This window comes from Desulfitobacterium sp. LBE, from assembly GCF_007830365.1.
GTDB classification, from domain to species: Bacteria; Bacillota; Desulfitobacteriia; order Desulfitobacteriales; family Desulfitobacteriaceae; genus Desulfitobacterium; species Desulfitobacterium hafniense.
Genome location: NZ_VLKD01000001.1, coordinates 2537422 through 2553981, shown reverse-complemented (window position 1 = coordinate 2553981; position 16560 = coordinate 2537422). Strand labels below are relative to the sequence as shown.

At 41.4% G+C, this 16560-nt stretch carries 16 protein-coding genes and 2 pseudogenes; 17 read left to right on the top strand and 1 reads right to left on the bottom strand.

What is annotated here, in order from left to right:
- The first annotated feature begins 289 nt into the window (after positions 1-289).
- From DESLBE_RS12130 to DESLBE_RS12060, 16 genes and pseudogenes are all read left to right on the top strand, one after another.
- A complete protein-coding gene (locus DESLBE_RS12130; protein WP_144677019.1) occupies positions 290-835 on the top strand; it encodes a dihydrofolate reductase family protein in 546 nt (181 codons plus the stop codon).
- Between the two features lie 150 nt (positions 836-985).
- On the top strand, positions 986-1471 hold the full coding sequence (locus tag DESLBE_RS12125) for a hypothetical protein (protein WP_243131305.1): 486 nt from the start codon (positions 986-988) through the stop codon (positions 1469-1471).
- Between the two features lie 363 nt (positions 1472-1834).
- Positions 1835-2311, top strand: coding sequence for an HXXEE domain-containing protein (locus tag DESLBE_RS12120; RefSeq protein ID WP_072775360.1), 477 nt, complete (start codon positions 1835-1837; stop codon positions 2309-2311).
- Positions 2312-2571: 260 nt separating this feature from the next.
- Entirely contained in the window at positions 2572-2958 is a 387-nt protein-coding gene (locus tag DESLBE_RS12115) for a hypothetical protein (protein WP_172625426.1), read from the top strand.
- 336 nt (positions 2959-3294) lie between these two features.
- Positions 3295-3546 (top strand): annotated as a pseudogene (locus tag DESLBE_RS12110) (IS4 family transposase); the annotation flags it as partial.
- Between the two features lie 370 nt (positions 3547-3916).
- Positions 3917-4348 carry a DUF3830 family protein gene (locus tag DESLBE_RS12105; protein WP_144677012.1) on the top strand — a complete coding sequence of 144 codons (432 nt, stop codon included), beginning with the start codon at positions 3917-3919 and terminating at the stop codon, positions 4346-4348.
- 450 nt (positions 4349-4798) lie between these two features.
- Complete coding sequence (locus DESLBE_RS12100; RefSeq protein WP_172625425.1) at positions 4799-6040, top strand: allantoicase; 1242 nt, start codon at positions 4799-4801, stop codon at positions 6038-6040.
- Between the two features lie 294 nt (positions 6041-6334).
- On the top strand, positions 6335-7252 hold the full coding sequence (locus DESLBE_RS12095) for an ABC transporter permease (protein ID WP_144677007.1): 918 nt from the start codon (positions 6335-6337) through the stop codon (positions 7250-7252).
- A 15-nt stretch (positions 7253-7267) separates the two neighbouring features.
- Entirely contained in the window at positions 7268-8197 is a 930-nt protein-coding gene (locus DESLBE_RS12090; RefSeq protein WP_144677005.1) for an ABC transporter permease, read from the top strand.
- Positions 8197-9243, top strand: coding sequence for an ABC transporter ATP-binding protein (locus tag DESLBE_RS12085; protein ID WP_282433885.1), 1047 nt, complete (start codon positions 8197-8199; stop codon positions 9241-9243). The genes DESLBE_RS12090 and DESLBE_RS12085 overlap by 1 nt, the downstream gene beginning before the upstream one ends.
- Positions 9200-10246 (top strand): dipeptide ABC transporter ATP-binding protein, encoded by a 1047-nt coding sequence (locus DESLBE_RS12080; RefSeq protein WP_144677003.1) that lies wholly within the window; start codon positions 9200-9202, stop codon positions 10244-10246. The genes DESLBE_RS12085 and DESLBE_RS12080 overlap by 44 nt, the downstream gene beginning before the upstream one ends.
- 297 nt (positions 10247-10543) lie before the next feature.
- Entirely contained in the window at positions 10544-12115 is a 1572-nt protein-coding gene (locus DESLBE_RS12075; RefSeq protein WP_144677001.1) for an ABC transporter substrate-binding protein, read from the top strand.
- Positions 12116-12187: 72 nt separating this feature from the next.
- The gene (locus DESLBE_RS12070; protein ID WP_144676999.1) at positions 12188-12619 is read left to right on the top strand and encodes a DUF3830 family protein; all 432 of its coding nucleotides are present in this window, start codon (positions 12188-12190) and stop codon (positions 12617-12619) included.
- 83 nt (positions 12620-12702) lie between these two features.
- A complete protein-coding gene (locus tag DESLBE_RS12065) occupies positions 12703-13134 on the top strand; it encodes a DUF3830 family protein (RefSeq protein ID WP_144676997.1) in 432 nt (143 codons plus the stop codon).
- Between the two features lie 120 nt (positions 13135-13254).
- Complete coding sequence (locus DESLBE_RS27305) at positions 13255-13380, top strand: hypothetical protein (RefSeq protein WP_282433884.1); 126 nt, start codon at positions 13255-13257, stop codon at positions 13378-13380.
- Between the two features lie 88 nt (positions 13381-13468).
- Positions 13469-14704 carry a M20 family metallo-hydrolase gene (locus DESLBE_RS12060; protein ID WP_144676995.1) on the top strand — a complete coding sequence of 412 codons (1236 nt, stop codon included), beginning with the start codon at positions 13469-13471 and terminating at the stop codon, positions 14702-14704.
- A gap of 99 nt (positions 14705-14803) precedes the next feature.
- Here the strand turns inward: DESLBE_RS12060 and DESLBE_RS12055 are convergent.
- Positions 14804-15613 (bottom strand): annotated as a pseudogene (locus tag DESLBE_RS12055) (transposase); the annotation flags it as partial.
- 28 nt (positions 15614-15641) lie between these two features.
- Here DESLBE_RS12055 and DESLBE_RS12050 point away from each other — a divergent pair.
- Positions 15642-15830 carry a DUF4177 domain-containing protein gene (locus DESLBE_RS12050; RefSeq protein WP_243131304.1) on the top strand — a complete coding sequence of 63 codons (189 nt, stop codon included), beginning with the start codon at positions 15642-15644 and terminating at the stop codon, positions 15828-15830.
- Positions 15831-16560 lie beyond the last annotated feature (730 nt).

Sequence of the window (16560 nt, the reverse complement as noted above, 5' to 3'; positions counted from 1 at the left end):
GAAACTAGCGGATAATGGAAGTGGTTGGGACGCTGCGGGACTCCTCAGGACGTTATATGAAACCGTATGCAAAGGCCGCGTCCATGCGCGGATTACGTAGTGTGGTTGCTAGTCGCACTTGTAGCAAAACGCGCAATTAATAAGATGTTCCGGCAGATAGAATTACATTAGCGAACTTTTTTGTAAATAATACTTATTTAAGGATTATTGCTTCCCGGTATCTAAGATGTTAGACAAAACAGTTTCTTTCAGTTGGACAAGAGTTGATCAAGGTGGAGGTGATAATTGGATGAGACGGGTGCGATATCAGGTCGCATGTAGCATGGATGGCTACATTGCGGCACCGAACGATGATTTTGATTGGATTACCCCAGAGCCCTCGTTCGATTTTGAGGCGCTGTATGCGCAATTTGATACGTTGCTGATGGGGCGACGCACGTACGAGATCGTACGCGCAATGGGCGAGAGCTTTCGCGGAAAGCAAGTAATCGTGGTTTCGCGGTCGCTTCGACCGGTGGACCATCCTGATGTTGAGATCGTGAGCGAGGGCCTTGAGGCAAGAGTTCGAGAGCTTCGTGCGCAACCCGGTCGAGATATCTGGCTCTACGGCGGAGGGAGTCTCTTCTCTCAACTTCTCGCCTGGAATCTGGTTGATACATTCGAACCGGCGATTATACCGATTCTTCTGGGAGGTGGGGTGCAGTTGCTCCCCCCGCACGGGATACGTCGGCGTTTGGAGCTCGTCCGACACCGCGCCTATCCCAGTGGGATGCTTCTCCTCGAATATGAGGTGCAACAGGCTGTGGAAGGCACGAATGAATTTTCCAGAGGATAGTCATAGTGCCAAACATAGTCACGGTTTTTCGAGGTTTATTTCAATGTAGCCGAGTAAGCTTATACTTCAGGGCTGATTTTCAAAAAGTGGTTGCGACTATCCACTATTCTTACATATTGTAAATATGCAGAGGTTCAAGAGACGCCGTCCATGGCGGGCTTTAGACGAGAGCTTTACTTCATAATTGTAGGAGAATGTGAACTAAAATATGGAGGGATGGCTTTGAGGAAGTACATAGAATATATAGGTGTCTTGGTTATTTTTATAGTTTTACTTATAGCATCTAACGGGTTAAATCAATATATGAAAGCTTTAACGGATTCAACTTTTAATTATGCTTTGAATATTCCAGTCCAAATCATATCGTCTTTTATTTTTGGAGTATTTATTGGAAGTTTACATTTTATCAATGAATATAAAAAAGTTGGTTCTTGGAAAGTAAATAAAGAAAGGTTATTTGTTCTGGGCTTACCGTTATTTATAACTTTAGTTATTGTCAATAGTCATTATCTGGGTATAACTTGGCCTCAACTAATTGTTAGTTTTAGCTTTTTTCTCTTAGTTGGTAATGGGATAAAATATGTTGCAATTTTTCTAGGATACGTAGTAATTTCTTCATTTACAAAAAAAGTATAATAATAGTAGAGGAAAAAATAGAGGGAAAGAATCAAACCGCTCCTCAGAGTTTTTAAGCCTTATGACATTTTATTAGACAATAAGTGTTGGTAGTATTATGTCCAACAGGATTATAGCGGAACAGCACGGGAGCTATTCCCTATAAATGATGCGCGTATGAGATTGTAGGGAATGCCTCTCTGTGGCGCTCTGGTTTCGTGGGGCAGAAAACGTCATATAACAGAAGGGTCCCACGACTAAATGATGATGAATGGGGTCGGGATGCTGCGGGAACTCCTAAATGTTAGGCGAAATACCGCGGAAGGATAAGCTTTGCGTCCTGCCTCACGTTTTAAGTTGTTCTATGTAACTGGGGGGAAAAGGATGTTTGAGTTATTATTTTTGATGTCCTTTACATTACATAATATTGAAGAAGGTATTTGGTTACCCAAGTGGTCAAAGTACGCTGGAAGATACCATCCTCAAGTGAAGAAAAATGAGTTTCACTTTGCAGTAATGGTCGTGACATTATTAGGATATATTTTAACTTTTATCTTTTTAATATCAGGAGCCTCAAATGAGATTATAAAGTATTTGTATTTTGGTTTTTTACTGATGATGTCATTTAATGCCATCTTTCCTCACCTAATAGCTACAATAGTTCTTAAGAAGTATGCGCCAGGAACACTTACGGGCATCTTATTAAATTTGCCGATTGGATTATACGTGGTCTTTGGAAGGTATGGAGAACAGCTTGTAGCTACTAAATTGGCAATCGGTTTTATTGTAATCACTATAGTATCTCTTGTGTCGTTACGACCGTTATTTAAACTTGGCAAGAGATTAATTGATGAGTATTAATGTGAGAAGATCCAAGACGCTGCATTCTGGCTTCGAGGGTCTCATCCTTCCAATAACACTGAATTCCCGACACTTTAGAGGAGGATGATGTATGCGAGTAGGGTGCTTAAGCTCATAGGAATAGCTTTTTATCAATAGGATATATCTGCCGCCCGTGTCACTTCACAGTTACTTTTCAGCAGCATGGAGTGTACATGGAATTCCTCGATGATAGCGGAATTAATAAAGCCAATATACGGTTGATTAAGGGGGAGATAAAAGTGGTTAAAAAGCTAATTAAACTTTTAGCAGTTTGTGCGCCTTTTCTCTCAATTTATTTGGGATATCAGATGTGGTTTGGTTTCAAATATACGGGAGGACAGGCTGATCTTCCTCCCGAAACAATAACGGCTTTGCAGTTTGCCTTGGAACATCCCGGAGCAAAGGCGATATTATTTTGGCCAATCTGTTTGTTTGTAATATCAATCATCGGAGCTTTAGGTGCATGGAATGGGAATAGAATATTAGTATGGATTATTGTTACTTTCTTAATGATTGTATCTGTATTAGGCATGTGGTCTATTGGGCTATTGGTATTTCGCCTTGCAGTATTGTTTCTAGTAATTGGCATATTACTTTCTTATTCTGCAAGGAAGGTTCCAGGGTGATTTTGGAGAGGTGCTGACTTCAGATAATAGCATATTCCTAAAATCTGAGACAATATACAAGTAGTAACCAGCCCTAATCTAGGGAATACCCGGCTACCTAACATCTATAGAAGAACTTCTTCCCGGAAGTAGTGCTTTGCCACAGAAGGTGTTTTTCCCGAAACCAAAGGATGAGATAGCTGAGAAGTACATTTGGGAGGAAGACTGACCCGCATCGTATGGAGGTGCGGGTTTATTTGACGTTTACACAGGTATTAGAGGAAAAGCATTAGTCACAGTCAGATTTCCCTGCGCGAAGCAACGATCGATGATAGCGTCAATGAACCGTTCACCCTGACCTACTGTTCTCTAGTCCTGCTCAAGCTTGAAGCGGACTATCCAAGAGACTTACTCACCTTGCTACGACTGCTTATCGCCTGTCTCTTTGAGAGGTATGAAGAGTTTTTAGAGAAGCTGCGACGACGAAAGAGAAAGGGTTCGAAACGAATCCCTTATGAAGCGATTTATAGAATGACGGAGCATACTATCTTGAAAGAAGAACAGACACAGTGGCTCAATGATTTGGCCTATGGCCCAGTCATACTGTAAGAAATATGTGTAAAAATGTGGAATAGGGCTACCTCTTAGGTGAATGGCCCTTTGGGCAAAAAGAGGAACGAAGCAAATGAGTGTATACACCATATAAGGAATTATTGATTAATTAAGATAAAGATGTTTTGGTATTGACATAAGGTTTTTATTTTAATGCAACGCTACTGAAATATAGTCATTTGTTTTACTCTTAAAAAGAATATCTGTTAACTCTTATTAGTTGCTTAGTGGCTTTTAATGGATTTGTTAACTATATCTAAAAGAACAGGCTTTTAAACTCTCTTAGATAAATCGCATTTTTAAACTTGGCATGTAAATTGCATTATATTTAATAAATTTATAAAAATAAAAATATGGAGGAGAGCAAATGACATCCATCAAAATTACTTCAGGGAAATTTACTTTTATTGGAAGGTTGGAAGAAGAAAAATGTCCAAAAACCTGTGAATGGTTTCTTAACCTTTTACCCTACAAGGAAACCATGATTCATGTTTCATGGAGTGGACAGGCAAGTTTTATTCGGCTAGAGGATCTAGGACATAATGTTCCCTTTGAAAATGCAACAAGCCGTCCGTCTAAAGGGGAAGTGCTAATGTACCCAGGAAATATCCCGTACTTGCAAATGAGCGGTGAAATTTACCTTTCCTGGGGCGGTAATGTATTAGCATGTCCTAACGGTAATTTAGCAGGAAATCACTTCATGACAATTATAGAGGGAAACGAACAACTAGCTGAGTTTGGAAACACTGTTCATTTACACGGCGGGCAGGAAATTGTATTTGAAAAAATAGAGGATTAGATTTAATTCTATTTGCTTTAAAAACGCAAACTTTGGGTGAAGTTTTGGCCAACCATTATATACCCATTATATATCCATTAAATTGAAAAACAATTGCAAAAACAATGAATAAATTGACAAAACTTATCCGATTGGGCTTGAATTGCCAAGTTGGCAAGGAAAAACGTTGTATCAGAATACCTGGCATAATATTTGCAATAATGTTTTATGAGTTCAAAAACTTTTTATAAAGGGGGTAAAATTAATGGTCAATCAAGAAAGGCTATGGAGGAGGTGGTGGTACAAAAAGGCTTCCCTATGTGACTCTCATTTTATAATCATGATAAATATTTGCAAGGGTGTCTAGAAAAAGTGTGCTGACTACAGTGTGTTGGCCACAACTGCACTCTGTAGAATGTCCATCACTGTTTCCGACGCTTCTTAATTTTGAAATAAGAAAGGGTGCTAACATTGAGATTTGTTAAGAAAGACATTGATCCAAATGCTCCTGCAACCGCGGACCAGACTTGTAGTTTTGAAAGTCTTATTGAACTTTCATCAAGAAAGTTCCGTGGAAGTGTAATCGCTGCCAATGACCAGTCGTTTCGTCCGAAAGAGAACCTGATTCAGCATGAGCCTGTATCACCGAAACACCTTAATCCCGGCGGTGCTTCAGATGGGTGGGAAACCCGGCGGAGACGCGACCCCGGCCATGATTGGGCAATTGTTCGTCTTGGAATTCCGGGCGTCATCCGTGGCGCCATTATTGATACGGCATTCTATTATAATAATGCTGCTGAATACGCTTCTCTTGAAGCTTGTGCGATGGAAGGGTACCCTTCTGAACAGGACTTAACTGATCCTTCTGTAGAATGGGTGGAACTTGTGCCGAAGAGTAAGCTGCGCTTCCACCACACGCACAAGTTTGAAATCAATGACGAACGCAGATTCACGCACGTGAGACTTAACAATATTCCTTCCGGTGGCATATCCCGGCTTCGGGTATTTGGCGAAGTTGTTCCGGATCTTCGTGAATTTGCCGGACTGTCGATTGATTTGGCAGCTATCGAAAACGGCGGACAACTTGTCAGCGTGAGCGATGAATGGCATAACAAAGCCAGTAACCTTCTTTGCCCCTATGTGCCTTATCTGGCGAAAAGAGAAAAATGGGAGGCCTCCCGCCGTTACGTACTTGACGGAAAAGACTGGATGATCATTAAATTGGCTGGAGCCGCGTTAATCGGCCAAGTAATCGTAGATTCCGAGAAAGTATTCTATAATCACCCGGATGCAATCTCAGTTTATACATGTGACGCGACAAAGGATGATATGGATGATCCTAATTCCTGGTGGGAAGTGGTGCCATATACGAAGTTCAGACGCGATTGCAGACAAAAATATAATGTGGCATCTGATCGGCAGGCTACTCATGTCAGGTTGGATTGTTACCCTGATGGAACGCTTAATCAAGTTTGTGTACTCGGAAACTTGACGGAAAAAGGGAAATCCGATGTGGCCTTGCGTTGGTTCAATCTCCTCCCAGCACAACATTTGAACAACCTGCTAGGCAGTTTAGGAGTTGACGCTCAAGCAGCCCAAAGCCTGGCAACCCAAAGACCGTTTAGCGACGCGGGAGCGATCGAGTCTGCTCTTGCCAAACTTAACGCCCAAGATGCTGAGACGATAAGGAACTTATTAGCGTTAAAGAAGTAAGGGTTAAAACGCCTAAGTTTATAGTTTCATGAACCCTAATGGAGATTTTTACCCATGCCGAAGCGAAATTGACCGCTTGATTCAACTACTGCCATCATTCAACAGGGCAATAAATACGAGTAGGATATTTACATTGGGGATTGTTCCCAATGTAAATATCTTGTCCTGATGATTTCATGCATCTGCCAAACCTATAAGGAACTCACCATTGTTCGCGAGAATGTTTAGGGCGTTGTTTAGTATTAGTTGTTTGAATATTCCTAATTAAATTCCTATTAATTCGAGGTGAAAAATATGGGAAAATACATTTTGCAAAGGCTGCTACAGGTTATACCTGTATTGTTCATTATTTCATTCATATTATATGCCTTAGTTTATGTAGCAGGCGATCCTATTGTCCAGCTGCTGGGGGACGAAGCGACACCGGAGCAAGTCGCAAGCCTGCGGGATGCTCTAGGCTTAAATCAGCCCTTTTATGTTCAATACGGTATTTTTTTAAAGAATGCTCTTACGGGGCAATTCGGAATTTCCTATCGTTATAATATACCGGCCTTTGATCTTGTGATGCAAAGATTGCCGGCGACAATCCAGTTGGGGTTCTTTGCAATGCTATTTAGCGTTGGAATTGCGATACCGCTGGGAATCTTATCGGCGCTAAAGCAAAACTCGCTTTCCGATGTTTTAATTACCGGGGCTTCAGTTCTGGGAAAAGCAATGCCTAGTTTTTGGCAGGGAATCATGCTTATTTTAGCCTTTGCTGTAATTATTCCGATATTTCCTGTTTCCGGAAGAGGGAGCCCGGCTCATTTGGTCTTGCCAATGATTACACTGGGGTGGAATTCAGCAGCTGAGATGACCCGCTTGGTCCGGTCTAATATGTTGGAAGTCTTACAACAGGATTATGTACGGACAGCAAAAAGTAAAGGATTGCCGGGCTATATTGTTGTGTTCCGGCATGCTTTTAGAAATTGCCTGATACCCGTTGTTACGATTATGTCTATGCAAGTTGCGCATCTTGTTGGCGGATCGATGATCGCAGAAACTGTTTTCGCTTGGCCTGGCATGGGACAATTGCTTGTTCAAGCAGTTAATCTCCGCGACATGGCTGTAGTACAAGCGTGCGTGATGATTAGTGCTACCGCTATCGTGGTCATGAATTTAGTAGCAGACATTTTGTATCGTGCGGTGGACCCAAGGATTAAATTTCATTAAATGGGGGGTGAGAATATGCTAACAGACACTAAATCAGAATTAATGCGTTCGGAAGCAGAATACGATATAGGCAAGGAAAAAGATCGTTTACGAGTATTATTAAAGTCTTTATTACGAAGTAAAACAGGTTTGTTAGGTTTATTAGGTGTCCTGAGCATTATCTTCATTGCTGTATTTGCAGGACAAATTGCCCCCCATGCACCGAATAAAATCGATTTGGATGTAATGCTTCTCCCGCCTTCTTGGATGGAAGGTGGCAATGCGGCGTATTTTCTCGGAACAGATAATTTGGGAAGAGATTTGTTGAGCCGTATTATCTATGGCTCGCGAGTTTCCCTCATCGTCGGTATATGTGCGGTCGCAGTGGCAGGTACCATAGGAGCAATCCTAGGGGTCGTTAGTGGCTATTACGGAGGAATAATTGACCATATTATTATGAGATTAGTTGAGGCTTTATTAGCTCTTCCTAATGTTTTGCTCGTCCTGGTCATTATCAGCGTGTTTAAACCAGGTGTTATGGCCTTGATTTTAGTGTTAGGATGTACGACTTGGACCAAGTATACTCGGTTTATTCGAGGAGAGGTACTGAGTCTCAGAGAACGGGAATTTGTGAAAGCTGCTTATGCTATTGGGACAAAAACCCGGGTAATAATGTTTAAGCATATGCTGGCCAATTGCTTTTCGACGTTTATTGTAATATGCACAATCAATATTTCTTCAGTAATCCTTACGGAAGCTAGCTTGAGCTTTCTGGGTCTTGGCGTTCAACCGCCTACGGTCTCTTGGGGCTATATGTTAAGTGAAGGGAGAATGTACCTGGCTACAAGCTGGTGGCTGGCTACTTTTCCCGGGATTGCTATCACCTTAACAGTACTAAGCATTATTTTCTTTGGAGACTGGTTACGTGATCTGCTTGATCCACGTTCTCAAGGACGTAGATCTTAATGAAAGAAGGGATCGCAATGTCAACTGAAATATTACTCAGCGTACGAAATTTAAGAACTTGCTTTGAAACGGATCAGGGAGAGGTTGCCGCGGTTGATGGGGTTGACTTTGAGGTGAATAAAGGCGAAGTTGTCGCTGTGGTTGGGGAATCCGGCTGCGGCAAGAGTGTTACTGCTTTTTCTATATTGGGACTTGTCAGCAAACCGGGAAAGATCAAAGAAGGGCACATCTTATTTCATGATAAAGATTTAACCCGGATTTCTGAAAGAGAGATGCAAAAGTTGCGAGGCAATGATATCTCGATGATTTTTCAAGAACCCCTTACGTCTTTAAACCCTGTCTATAAAATTGGTTTTCAGATTTCTGAAGTTATCCTTTTGCATCAAAACGTTTCAAAGAAAGAGGCAAGAGAACAAGCCATCAAAATGTTAAAGAGAGTTAATATTCCCCGGGCTGACAAAGTAATTGATTCTTATCCGTTTGAGTTAAGCGGAGGAATGCGCCAAAGAATCATGATAGCCATGGCTTTATCTTGTAATCCCCAATTATTAATAGCGGATGAGCCTACTACAGCCTTAGACGTTACGATTCAGGCTCAAATACTGGAATTGATGAAGGACTTACAGAAGAAGCTTAATACGGCAATTTTGTTAATTACCCATGATCTTGGCGTAGTTGCTGAGATGGCTGACCGCGTTATTGTTATGTACGCTGGTAAAGTTGTTGAAGTAGGGGATATTTACACTCTTTTTAATCACCCTAAACATCCCTATACGAGAGGGTTGCTCAATAGTATTCCGAAAATTCATGAGTTAAAAGATCAGCTGGTTTCAATCAGAGGTACCGTTCCGATACCTTCTAATATGCCGAAAGGATGCCGTTTTCATCCCCGTTGTCCGCTGGCCATGGCTAAGTGTATCGAACAACCGCCGGAGCTTTTGGAAATCAAACCAAAATATCATGTTAGTTGTTGGCTGCATGAAGTTGAGGAGGTGAATTTGGATGACGAATTCAGAAAAAGAAAAGCCGCTTCTGGAGGTCAATAATTTAAAAAAATATTTTGATATAACCAAAGGATGGTTCCAAAAGCAGAAACAATATCTCAAAGCAGTTGACGGCGTCAGCTTTAAAGTATATGAAGGCGAGACACTAGGGATTGTCGGTGAATCTGGTTGCGGCAAATCAACAACCGGTAACGTGATCCTTCGGCTTCTGGAAGCGACGGAAGGGGAAGTTTTGTTTGAAGGACGAAATTATCTGCAACTTTCCCCTAAAGAACTTCGCCAAAAAAGAAGAGATATGCAGGTTGTTTTTCAAGATCCCTTTTCGAGTTTAAATCCGAGAATGAGGGTATCCCAGCTTATTGCCGAACCGCTCATCGCTCACGAGATTGCGTCCGGGAAAGAACTGCGTAAGATGGTCACGGAATTAATGACCACCGTGGGCTTAAGTTCCAGTTTTATCGACCGTTATCCTCACGAATTCAGCGGTGGGCAGAGACAACGTATCGGTATCGCCCGGGCTCTCGCTTTAAAGCCCAAACTTATTATTTGTGACGAGCCGGTTTCAGCTCTGGACGTATCCATTCAGTCCCAGATATTAAACCTTCTTTCTAAGCTTCAAAAGGAATTTCAACTCACCTATATCTTTATCGCCCATGGTTTACCGGTAGTTAAGCATATCAGCGATCGGATCGCTGTCATGTACCTGGGTAAAATAGTGGAATTAGCCAGTAAAGAGCAAATCTTTAGTTCTCCTAAACATCCTTACACTGAAGGGTTGTTCGCAGCTGTACCAATCCCTGATCCAAGTTTGCGTGAGCAGAAGAAACGCATCATCTTGGAAGGTGATATGCCAAGTCCCGCTAATCCACCCTCGGGATGCCGTTTCCATACAAGATGCAGTTACTCACAAGAAAAATGCAAAATGGAAGAACCTTTGCTGGTGGATCGTGGAGATGGCCATATGGCAGCTTGTCATTTTCCTCTTACTTCTAGTCAAGGAACATTCGTTGCTTCTCTAAATAACGGGATGATACTGAAAAGGTAATATTAGAGATCAGTCAGCTGAAAATTTGGATAAGGTGTTGGAGCGAGTACTTACGCAGACCCAGGAGATCTGTTATTCATCCAGTTACTCTCGGGTTTAATCGGCCTCGATCCAGAAAGGGTTTTCCTGAACTTGCTGCGGCGGAAGACGGACAGAGAATTCTCAAAGAGATGCAGGTGTTATCTGCTGAGTTCGGAACAATCCTGGAAATAAAAAATGGCGTGGGGGTGATAAATTGAGAAGCTGAAGAAGGCAAAATTAGAGGATTAGTTTTAAAATTCATGGAGGGGAAATAAAATGAAAAAAAAACTTAATAAAAGGCATCTGTTGCTTGTTATGCTTTTGACTATATCAATGCTAGTACTCCCAGCTTGTAGCAACAATAAAAATCAATCCGACACAGGCTCTGCGAAAGAAAATGTGTTAACACTAGGGCGAAAAAGCGTTGACCCCAATTTTGACGTTCAAAATACTTCGAGTGCTAATGGTACTCTTAACAATGTTTTTAGCACCCTATTTATAAGGGACTTTAACAAAGACAATAAATATGATATTTTACCAAGTTTAGTTTCAGATTATAAGCTTGTTAATGATACAACTTGGCACTTTACTCTAAAAAAAGGCATCAGATTTCATAACGGCGACATATTAACTGCTAACGATGTTAAATTTTCCTTAGATCGCGTTAGGAACGATCCAAAGTTACTGAGAAATTCTAACTTTACAACAATTCAAGATGTTAAGGTTATTGATGATCTGAACTTTGAGATTATTACTAAGTACCCTTACCCGCTTTTATTGTCCCGTCTAGCTCATTATTCCGCAAGTATTCTACCGGAAAAGTATCTGAAGGAAAATGGTTGGGATGTATTTATGAAAAAGCCTGTTGGTTCAGGTCCTTTCCAAGTGGCAGACTTTGCATTGGATGGTCAATTAGTATTAACAAAATTTAAGGATTATTTCGGGGGCAATGTAACGGATTGGGATAAAATCGTTTTTCGGGCCCTTCCTGAAGCGACAACGCGTGTATCCGAGTTAATTACTGGAGGAGTGCAATATGCTGAAGATGTTCCTCCTGCCGAATGGGACAGAGTAAATAACACGAAGGGCGTATCGATTGTTACGGGACAAACCTCTCAAGTTATCCATTTGCTAACAAACTTGACTCCAGGACAACCGTTAGCAGATGTAAGGGTTCGTCAGGCAATTGACTATGCGATCAATGACAAACAAATTGTTGATAAAGTGTTAAAAGGAACTGGAATAGTTACTTTGACAAAAGTTACCGAAGAGGCCACCGGGTCTGACCCCAAATTATATAATACTTACCGCTACGATCCTGAGAAAGCTAAACAATTGTTGAAAGAAGCCGGTTATGAGAAGGGTTTTACAATTAAGCTGAATGGCCCCAAAGGTAAATATTTAATGGACACAGATGTTATTCAAATGATTGCTGCCATGCTTGGGGAAGTTGGTATTAAAACGGAGATAGAGATTCTTGAATCCAGTCGCTATGCGGAAGTTCGTGACGGCAGAAAATTTGAAGGATTATGTTTAAGCGGAAAAAGTAATCCACTGCTTGACGCTTCTCAATTTATGGATCTATATAGCTCAAAGGCTCAACAAGAAAATGTTGGTCTTTATAAAAATGCCAGAGTAGATGAATTAGTGGAGAAGGCCAAACAAAATATGAACCTTGAAGAACGAGTCCAACAATATAGAGAAATTCAAGGAATAATTGCTCAAGAGCTGCCGGATATTCCGCTTTATGTTGAAAGTTACTTTACGGGTTTAAGTTCTAACCTTACCTTCAAAACTAACCCAGACAGAAATCTTTTACTTCTTGACATAAAGGTGAAGCAAAAATAGGAATCTGACTGCTAGTCGTACTTTTTAAATAGTTTGGATAATAGCAATTAACTTTTTGGAAGGAGAAAGTAAATGATACGCATTAAAATTACCTCTGGAGATTTCTCTTTTATTGGAAGATTAGAGGAAGAGAAGAGCCCCAAAACCTGTGAGTGGTTTCTAAATCTATTACCTTACAAAGAAACCATGATTCATGTTTCCTGGAGTGGCAAGGCAAGTTTTATTCGCCTTGGAGACCTTGGCCATGGAGTGCCTTATGAAAAAGCAACAAGCAGACCTTCTAAGGGAGAAGTGATGATGTATCCCGGAAATATTCCCCACTTACAAATGGGTGGGGAGATATTCCTCGCTTGGGGTGGTTGTGTACTTTCATGTGCTAATGGTAATATAGCAGGAAATCATTTTATGACTATAATTGAGGGAAACGAGAAACTTGCAGAATTTGGGCAATCAATTCATTTGCATGGGGGACGAGAGGTAGTTTTTGAAAAGTCAGAGGATTAGTCCAGGGTATAAACTCAAATGGAAAATATGTAAGTATATCCCTTAATGGATAATAATAATTAATTTTTTAAAGGAGAAAGTAAATGACACGCATTAAAATTACCTCTGGTGAATTCTCTTTCGTTGGAAGATTAGAAGAAGAGAAGAGTCCCAAAACCTGTGAGTGGTTTCTAAACCTATTACCGTACAAAGAAACCATGATTCACGTTTCCTGGAGTGGTAATGCAAGTTTTATTCGTCTTAAAAACCTTGGTCATGGGGTGCCTTTTGAAAAGGCAACATGCCGGCCTTCTAAAGGGGAAGTAATGATGTACCCCGGAAATATTCCCCACTTACAAATGGGTGGGGAGATATGGATTCCTTGGGGTGGTTGTGTACTTTCATGTCCTAATGGCAATTTAGCAGCAAATCATTTTATGACAATCATTGAAGGAAATGAGAAACTTACTGAATTTGGGCAAACGATTCATTTACATGGGGGACGAGAGGTGGTTTTTGAAACGTTAGATGATTAGTCCAGGGTATAAACTCAGGTGGCAAACTGTTTAAAGATATTTTGTAGGCAACACATTATAAATATATGTGTTGCCTATTCTTAGTAATTTCCAATGCTTTCTACAAGGGGGGTAAAATTAATGGTCAATCAAGAAAGGCTATGGAGCAGGCTTATGACCTTGGCTCAAATTGGGAGACAGGAAGGTGGTGGAACAAAAAGGCTTCCTGATATCCAAGAGAATATGGAACAATACCATGATCGGTAGTCGTGGAATGGCAGGAAGATAGCGTAAAGTAAGTTGGGATTCCCGTATAATTGTTTGCAAAAGATGTTAGAGGAGGGAGTATAAATTAATGGATAAAGATACGATTTCAATTAATATACAAAAAAAATTAGAGAAGCTTTCCACATTCACGGCAACCCCCGGTCATGGTTGCACCAGGCTTCCGTTTACCAAAGAAGCGCGTCAGGCTGCAGATTTTATCAAGACTTTGATGGCTGAATCAGGACTGAAGGTTAATGAGGATCAGGCCGGAAACGTAATCGGTGTACTGGAAGGCGAGGATACGCAGGCTCCGGCGCTAGTAGTCGGCTCCCATTACGACACCGTGATCAATGGAGGGAATTTTGATGGGCTGGCCGGTATCGTAGCCGGCATAGAAATTGCCCACTTGCTAAAAGAAAATGGTGTGCAACTTAAACGCAATTTTATAGTCGTAGGATTTTGTGACGAAGAGGGCATGCGATTTGGTACCGGTTATTTTGGATCCAAAGCAATGCTGGGGCAGATTACTCTTGAGGATCTGCATCAATATAAAGATAAAGATAATGTATCCGTTTACAAGGCGATACAAGAATACGGCCTAGTTCCCGAGGATGTGCTGAAAGCCAAACAAGATCTGAGCAAAATCAAAGCATTTATCGAAGTGCATATTGAGCAAGGCCCGGTGCTTGACCAGAAAAAAGTGGAGATTGGTCTTGTGGAGTGTATTGTGGGCATCCAACGTTTTATCGTTACAGTGCACGGGCGTGCAGATCACGCCGGCACAACTCCGATGGATATGCGTATTGACGCCGTAGCGGCTGCCACCAAGGTAATCTCTAAAATACCTGATTGGGCTCGGGAAAAAGGTGATGGAACCGTGGTCACAACCGGCTTTGTTAAAGTACTCCCTGGTGGAATGAATATTATCGCCGAAGAAGTTCAGTTTTCGATAGATATACGCTCCCGCAACAATGATAATATCAATGACATCGTTGCCAAAATCCGGGCGGAACTGGATAAGGCCTGCAAGGCGAATGGTGCTTCCTGGGAAATGCACAACAAGCTAACCATTGAACCAGTCGACTTGAGCGAGAACATGTTGTCCATGCTGCAAAAAAGCTGCGAAACTCATGGCTATAGTTGGCAGCGCATGCCTTCCGGAGCCGGTCACGATGCCCTGGCTATCGGTCAGAGCATAGATACGGTGATGGTATTTGTGCCTAGCAAGGACGGTAGGAGTCACTGCCCCGTCGAATGGACCGAATATGCTGATATTGCTAAAGCAGTGACTATTATCTACGATCTGATCGTGGATATGCAATAACGATTATACAACCTGTAATAATCACCTGAAGAAAGGTAATTATCTATAAATGAGTATTTTTCGTTACAAATATTTACAGAAACTTGGCGAGACTTCCCCCTATACAGCTTTTAGATGTTTTAAAATGTCATCCCAAGGTATTCCCTTTTTACCACAACTATAAATCCATTGAATGTAGTGCCCTTTTACTTCTTTTCTGACTCTCCGTAGTCCAGCGCCAAAGGGTAGCGGCTTTCCCAGCCCAATAGTATAGTGCAAATGGGTAAAAGCAAGCAATGTCCAAAGCCTTTCAATGGAACGGATCGACCGCGCTTGGTAGCCATTGAAACCAAGATTGCCCTTGGCTTGTCGAAAGAAGATCTCAACGGGCCATCGTCTGCTGTAGTAATCCAAAATGGTTTGTGTTTCTAAGGAAACATCTGTGCACAGAAAGGCATGCAGGGCTTTAGATTCTTGAAAGGCTTCTTTCGGCCAACACAATAAGACGACGGCATTCCCGATATCATTGAGAGCTCCTTCATAGCGATAAACCCAGTAGGATGAACCGTTCACTGTCACAAGGCGAACTTCCTTTTGGGTCACATAAGAGGCAAAGGTATCGAGACGAACTCGAATCCCTTGAGGATAGAGGATGCGGTTGGTTTTAAGAGCTCCAATCAGTTGGTAACTTCTTGCTGCATAAGTGTTCATGAGTTTAGAGCATGTATACCAAGAATCGACCAAGGCATAGCCTGACTTAGGGGGAATGGGCATCGTTTTAGCCAATTCACAGGCGTCATCAATTTTGCTCTGCTTGGTTTTATCGTATCGATGAATAGTATGAATGAGCGAGTGATTACCACATTGAACAAGGGTTGCTTGGACTTGATGTCCCCAAACACTCTTACCCTCTAAGTGAGAAAGATGAAAAATAGTAAGCTAATTTAAAAGAGAGGGGGTGATTAAAATATATAAATATATCTATGTCGAGGCAAAGGCAGCAGGAACGTTTAGAAGTTCAGAACATAGGGAGCTAATTGATAAATATAGTGAAGAAGGTTGGCGATTTATTACTGCAATTCCAACTGTGTTTTCGGGTTACGGTTTAATAAGACAATTTGATTTGATATTTGAAAAAGAGATTTAAGTCTGTAAAATTCTTTATCTTGCTGAAGTAACCGTGATTTACACATGGAGGTTGCTAAAAACGCGGGAATTCAATATTCCAATATTCAGCATAGCATAGGAGATTTTTGGCTAGCTCTTGGGTATTTAAGCTAAATCACCGACCGGATGATCCCCCTGACTGAAGGCTTATCCGGTTGTTTTTTGAGATTCATGAACTAATTGGTAAAAAGTACGCCTATATCAGAGTGTAGTCTCGTTCAATAATCAGTCAGAATTTGCAGGATTAAAACTATTTGTGGAGAAATAGGGATATATTGGGGTTGAGGGAGGGGGAGCTCTATGAGAGTTGCTTTATTCCCAGCTCCCAGATGAGAAAATAGTTGTAGAAGGGTATTTAGTTGAAGAGATCACCCGGATGAAGGCTGGCTGGGAGCAAAGCCAGGAATCTAAGCATGGTGATGAGGCTATTAATCGACTATATTCAAGATTACTTGCTCACTCCGCTGGAGTCTGAGAGGTTTAGAGACACTTTGATAAAATGAATGATGGGTGGAACGCGTCGCAAACCCTCGGGACGTTATATGATAGATGGCGCAAAGCCGCCTTCCTTAGCCGGACTTGTTCATGGGGAGAGGTTAATCGATGTTTTATCTCTACTGACCCAAAAGGCAAAGTATATCAGGCTCTAATCGATCTAGCGTTTGAATGCTGTGATGAATTTATATTAGTTGTAAGACAAAGTATCTATG